Annotated in this window: 4 protein-coding genes; 1 reads left to right on the forward strand and 3 read right to left on the reverse strand. The window is 72.9% G+C overall.

Translation table 11 applies throughout. The features are described 5' to 3' along the window. Positions 1–48: 48 nt before the first annotated feature. Positions 49–1947 (reverse strand): ATP-binding protein, encoded by a 1899-nt coding sequence (locus GPJ59_RS33025; protein WP_219671599.1) that lies wholly within the window; start codon positions 1945–1947, stop codon positions 49–51. Positions 1948–2099: 152 nt separating this feature from the next. Between GPJ59_RS33025 and GPJ59_RS33030 the strand changes: the two genes are divergently transcribed. Beyond that, positions 2100–3086 (forward strand): translation initiation factor 2, encoded by a 987-nt coding sequence (locus GPJ59_RS33030; protein ID WP_219671600.1) that lies wholly within the window; start codon positions 2100–2102, stop codon positions 3084–3086. 7 nt (positions 3087–3093) lie between these two features. Here the strand turns inward: GPJ59_RS33030 and GPJ59_RS33035 are convergent, their stop codons facing one another. Together GPJ59_RS33035 and GPJ59_RS33040 are read right to left on the reverse strand one after the other, a co-directional pair. Beyond that, on the reverse strand, positions 3094–4281 hold the full coding sequence (locus tag GPJ59_RS33035) for a lipid-transfer protein (RefSeq protein ID WP_219671601.1): 1188 nt from the start codon (positions 4279–4281) through the stop codon (positions 3094–3096). Between the two features lie 14 nt (positions 4282–4295). Continuing rightward, positions 4296–5315 (reverse strand): acyl-CoA dehydrogenase family protein (locus GPJ59_RS33040; RefSeq protein WP_219671602.1); only part of this gene is annotated, 1020 nt, incomplete at its 5' end.

Below are 5315 nucleotides of genomic sequence, written 5' to 3' on the forward strand. Positions count from 1 at the left end.
CATGCACGACGCAGTGAACGTCTAATCTATGTTGGTACTGTAGTTTTCTCAAGCGGAAGACGGCATACGGTAGCAGCCGGGGTCGCGTGGGGTCGGAGATGTGTAGAGGGGACAGCCGCCGGCCAGCGCGCCCGCCATGGCCGTCAGCAGGCCGAGGTCGGTCAGCCCGCCGCCGTGGGCCAGCGCGAGCGGGGCGAGGGCGCGGGCCACCTGCCCGGGGCGGCCTTCCTCCAGGTGGGTGATCTCCCGGCGGACCCAGGTCTCCAGACCGGACCCGGTCCGCCGGAACAGGGCGGTCAGTTCGCTCTGCGTCGGGCGCCGGGTGCCGCGCGCCAGCTGTCCGGCGATCAGCCGTGCGACGAGGAACAGCCCGCCGCTCTCCTCGGCGATGATCTGGGCGGCCTCGCGGCGTGCCGCCCGGTGCCGGTCCCCCGCATAGGCGGACCCGCCCGAGGCGAGCACGGCCCGCGCCATCGCCGCGATGTCCCGCTCGGCCTCCTCGTCCTCGCCCAGGGCCAGCGGTGCGCTCCCGTCGAGCACGTCCAGCAGGCTCTCGGCCGCCTCCGACTCCGCCAGGCGGCGCCTGGGCCGCGGGCGGGTGCCCACGACCACCTTGACCCCGGGCAGCTCGGCCAGCCGGTTGAGCAGGTGGCGGGCGATCTCGTGGGCCTGTCCGGGCATCGCCTCGTCGAGCCCGTCGAAGACCAGGTTGAGCGCGCCGACCTGGCGCGCCAGGTCCGCCACGGCCTGCGCGCAGCGTTCGGCGTCGTACGCACGCTCCGGCTTGGGCGGCATCTCCGGGAACGCCCCCAAGGCCGCCCACACGGCGTCCGCCAGCGCCCCGAGCGAACGGTCGCGGCAGCTGAGGAGGGCGTGGACGGTGCCCGGCCGGGGGCAGATCTGCGGTGGGGGCTGCGGGTCGAGGCGCTGCCCCCGCCGGGCCACGGACAGCAGGGCGAGCATGCCGAGCAGGGCGGTCTTGCCGGATCCGCCGGGTCCCGTGACAACCTGTATGCCGTGGGAGACGGTGTCCAGCCAGCGCACCAGGCGGCTGAGCGCCACGTGCCGGCCCCGGAACTCCCGCTCCAGTGCCCCGCCTTCCTGCAGCAGGAAGGCGGCCTCCTCGGACCACGGCAGCGGCGCATCGTCCGCGAGCACGGCGGGGCGGTCCCACAGTCCCCGGCCGTCGTCCTGCTCGTCGTCGAAGTACGGGTTGTGCAGGAAGTTGTTGGGCAGCTGCCGGACCGTCTCGAAACCCGGGCGCTCGTCCCCGGTCTCCAGGCCGTCCGCGGCGGCCTCCTGGTCGATGGCCTCGACGAGGTACGGGACGGAGAGGTAGAGGTGCGAGCGGTGCATGGGCCGGGAGTGGTCGGACACCTCCAGCTCCGGCTTTTCCAGGGCCCTGGAGAGCCATGTCAGCCAGAGCCCCTCCCGGATCATCTCGCCCACCCCGGAGGTGCCGATCAGGGCGAAGCCGCTGGTGGAGGTCTCGTACGCATGGGCCACCGCGGCGCGTTCCTTGCTGACCGCCCGGCGCAGCGCCTGCCGCAGGTGCCCGTGGGAGGAGCAGGCGTCGAGCACGACCAGCGTGTGGGCCTGGTGGCGGGCTCCGAGCACGCGGTCGACGAGCTCGGTCAGGCCCACGGCGCGCGACGGGTCGAAGCCGTCGTCCGTCCAGCTGTCCCGGCAGGCGAGGTGGAAGCCGTCCCTGGTCTCGACCCCGTGGCCGGTCCAGTAGAGCAGCCGCCGCTCCGCACCGTGCTCCAGGAAGTCGTCGAGCCACCCCGACACCTCGGCGTGGGAGAGCCCTTCGGGTCCCCGTACGGCGTTGCCGAAGCCCAGTCGGTTCCGGGCGATGCCGGCGAAGTGGGCGCTCTCCGCCCCGATGTGCTGCAGGACCTCGCGGCCGGCCGGTTTGTCGTAGGTGTCGATGGCAAGAACACCCACGAGCCCTCCGGCCCGGAACGCGTCCCGCCCCTGTCCCCGTCCCCGCTCCCGTCCTCGCTCCCGTCCCCGTTCCCCGGACAATCGCGCCCTCCCGCCCCCAGCTCCCCTTCCGCATACTGTAGGCCCAACTCGTAATCTTCGAAGGAGAGTTGATGGCACACCGGGACCGGTTCTCGATCGTCGGAAAGGTGACCGACTGCCACCTCTACGAGGGGGACGGGACGCGTCCGATCCTGGAGGAGAACATCCGCGTCCTCTACCAGAACCGCAGGGTGCAGTTCCCCGACGAGCTCGGGCTGTGGCGGCGCGAGATCGAGGACGAGGAGGCCCGCAAGCAGGCCGCCGGTGAGCCGTACCGGTGGAACAACCCGCGCTTCGCGGTGGAGAGCCTGGTGGTCTCCCGCACCCACACGGCGGAGTGGCCCCAGGTCACGCTCTCCCTCCTCGACGCCGACTACTACGACTTCCTCACCACGTCGCTCAACCTCGGCCGCACCTTGAAGAACGGGTCCACCCTGCGCAAGCAGTACCTGGAGGACGCCGATCCGATGGACGCGCCGCCGTGGATGTTCTGCAGCCTCGGGGTCAACGTGGCGGTGGAGACCGGCAAGGACGGCAAGATGCTGTTCTCCCACCGCAGCGCCAAGGTGGCGGGCCCGAACGCCTCCCGCTGGAACTCCTCCGCCAACGAGGGCCTGGCCGCCAACCACGACCTGTCCCCCACGGGCGAGGTGAACCTCCACCGGGTCGCACGCCGGGCCCTGCGCGAGGAGCTGGCGGTCCAGGACGCCGACCGGGTCGATCTGGAGCTGCTCGGCTTCGGCCTGGACCTGCGCAACAACCAGTGGTCGGTGTTCTTCCGCGCGGTCCTGGAGGATCTCGGCGAGGAGGAGCTGCGCTCCCGCTGGGGCCGCGGGATCGAGGACAAGTGGGAGCATGACCAGTACGCCTTCACCCCGAACGACCCCGAGTCCGTGCTCACCTTCCTCCACCAGACCCCCCTGTGGGCCCCCTGCGCCCCCGCGCTCTTCTACCTGGCCCTGGTCCGGGGAGCCGTCCGGGCGGCGGGCGGCGCCACGTCCGCCCGCCTCACGGTGGAAGAGGCCGAACGCCGCGTGCTGGACCACGCTCGCGGCTAGTACGCGGTCAGCGCCTGAGCAGGGTCACCACCGCCGCCCCGCCCAGCCCGATGTTGTGCGCCAGGCCGGTCCGGGCTCCCGCCACCTGGCGGGGGCCCGCCTCGCCCCGTAGCTGCCAGACCAGTTCCGCGGCCTGCGCCAGGCCGGTCGCCCCCAGCGGGTGCCCCTTGGAGATCAGGCCGCCGGACGGGTTCACCACCCACCGGCCGCCGTACGTCGTCGCACCCGACTCCACCAGCTTCCCCGACGCCCCCGGCGCGCACATGCCCAGCGCCTCGTACGTCAGCAGCTCGTTGACCGAGAAGCAGTCGTGCAGCTCGATCACGTCCACGTCCTCGATGCCGAGCCCGGACGCCTCGTAGACCTGCCGGGCGGCGGCCGCGGTCATCGGCCTGCCGACCGCGTCGATGCACGAGCCGGAGGCGAAGGACTCCTCCGTGTCCGTGGTCATCGCCTGGGCCACGATCTCCACCGCCCGGTCGTGCAGCCCGTGCCGCACGACGAAGCGCTCGGAGACGACGACCGCGGCGGCCGCCCCGTCCGAGGTCGGCGAGCACTGGAGCCTGGTCAGCGGCCGGTGGATCTCCTTGGCGGCCAGGACCTCCGCCACCGTGTACACGTCCTGGAACTGCGCGTTCGGGTTGTTCGCGCTGTGCCGGTGGTTCTTCTCGGCCACCGCCGCCAGCTGCGCGGCCGTCGTCCCGTACCGCTCCATGTGCTCGCGCGCCGCGTTGCCGAAGATCTGCGCGGTGGGCGGGGTCATCTCGAAGCCGTGCCCGGCGGCCATGATCCCGTAGTGCCGGGCCACCGGGGAGCTCCTGAAGTCTCCCCCGTCCGCCCCGCCGCCCAGCGCGCCCTTCTTCATCTTCTCGAAGCCCAGCGCCAGTACGCAGTCGCTGATCCCGCCCTCGACGAACTGCCGGGCCAGCATCAGCGCCGTCGAGCCGGTGGCGCAGTTGTTGTTGACGTTGTAGACCGGCACCCCGCTCAGCCCCAGCTCGTACGCGGCCCGCTGGCCGGCCGTCGAGGCCTGGAAGCAGTACCCGACGGGCACCTGCTCGACCTCGTCGTAGCCGATGCCGGCGTCCGCGAGGGCCGCGGTCCCGGCCTCCCTCGCCATGTCCCAGTACTGCCAGTCCCTCGACTCCGGCTTCTCGAACTTTGTCATGCCGACACCGACGACGTACGCCTTCATGTCCGTGATCTCCTTCAGTCCCGCGGCAGGCCGAGGATCCGCTCGGCGACGACGTTGAGCTGGACCTGGGTGGTGCCTCCGGCGATGGTCAGGCAGCGCGACATCAGCACGCCGTGCACCGCCCGCGCCCCCGCCCCCTCGCGCACCGCGCCCGCCGGGCCCAGCAGTTCGAGCGCGAGCTCGGCGGTCCGCTGCTGGTGCGGGGTCTGGACGAGCTTGCGCACCGAGGCCCCCGCGCCCGGCTCCAGCCCCGACACCTGCTGGAGGGTGGTGCGCAGGCCGATGCAGGCCAGGGCGTGCGCCTCGGCCGCCAGGGCCCCGATCCGGGCGCGGAAGGCGTCGTCGAGGCCGGCGGACTGCTCGACGAGCGCCTCCAGGTCCGCGTCGAAGGCCACCTGGTCGGCCATGTGCACGCGCTCGTTGCCCAGGGTGTTGCGGGCGACCCGCCAGCCCTCGTCGGGCGCGCCGACCAGCGCGTCCGGCGGCAGGAGTACGTCGTCGAACCAGACCTCGTTGAAGAGGGACTCGCCGGTGATCTCCTTGAGGGGGCGAATGCGGATCCCGGGCGTGTGCTTCATGTCCACGACGAAGTAGCCGAGCCCCCGGTGCTTGGGGGCCCGCGGGTCGGTGCGGGCGAGCAGGATGCCGTGGTCGGCGCTGTGCGCGGCGCTCGTCCACACCTTCTGGCCGTTGATCCGCCAGCCGCCGTCCGCGGTCCGCTCGGCGCGGGTGCGCAGCCCGGCGAGGTCGGAGCCGGCCTCGGGCTCGGAGAAGAGCTGGCACCAGGCCAGGTCCCCGCGCAGGGTGGGCAGTACGTAGCGCTCCTGCTGCTCGGGGGTGCCGTACGCGAGGAGCGAGGGCACGACCCAGGTCGCGATGCCCAGGTCGGCGAGCCGGACCCCGGCCGCCGCCAGCTCCTGCTGCACGACGAGCTGCTCGGCGGGGCCGGCGCCGCGGCCGTACGGGGGTGGCAGGTGCGGGGCGGCGTAGCCGGTGGGGGCGAGGACGCGGCGGGCCGCGGCCGGGTCCAGGCC

It is taken from the genome of Streptomyces bambusae, assembly GCF_019400985.1.
Lineage (GTDB): Bacteria > Actinomycetota > Actinomycetes > Streptomycetales > Streptomycetaceae > Streptomyces > Streptomyces bambusae_A.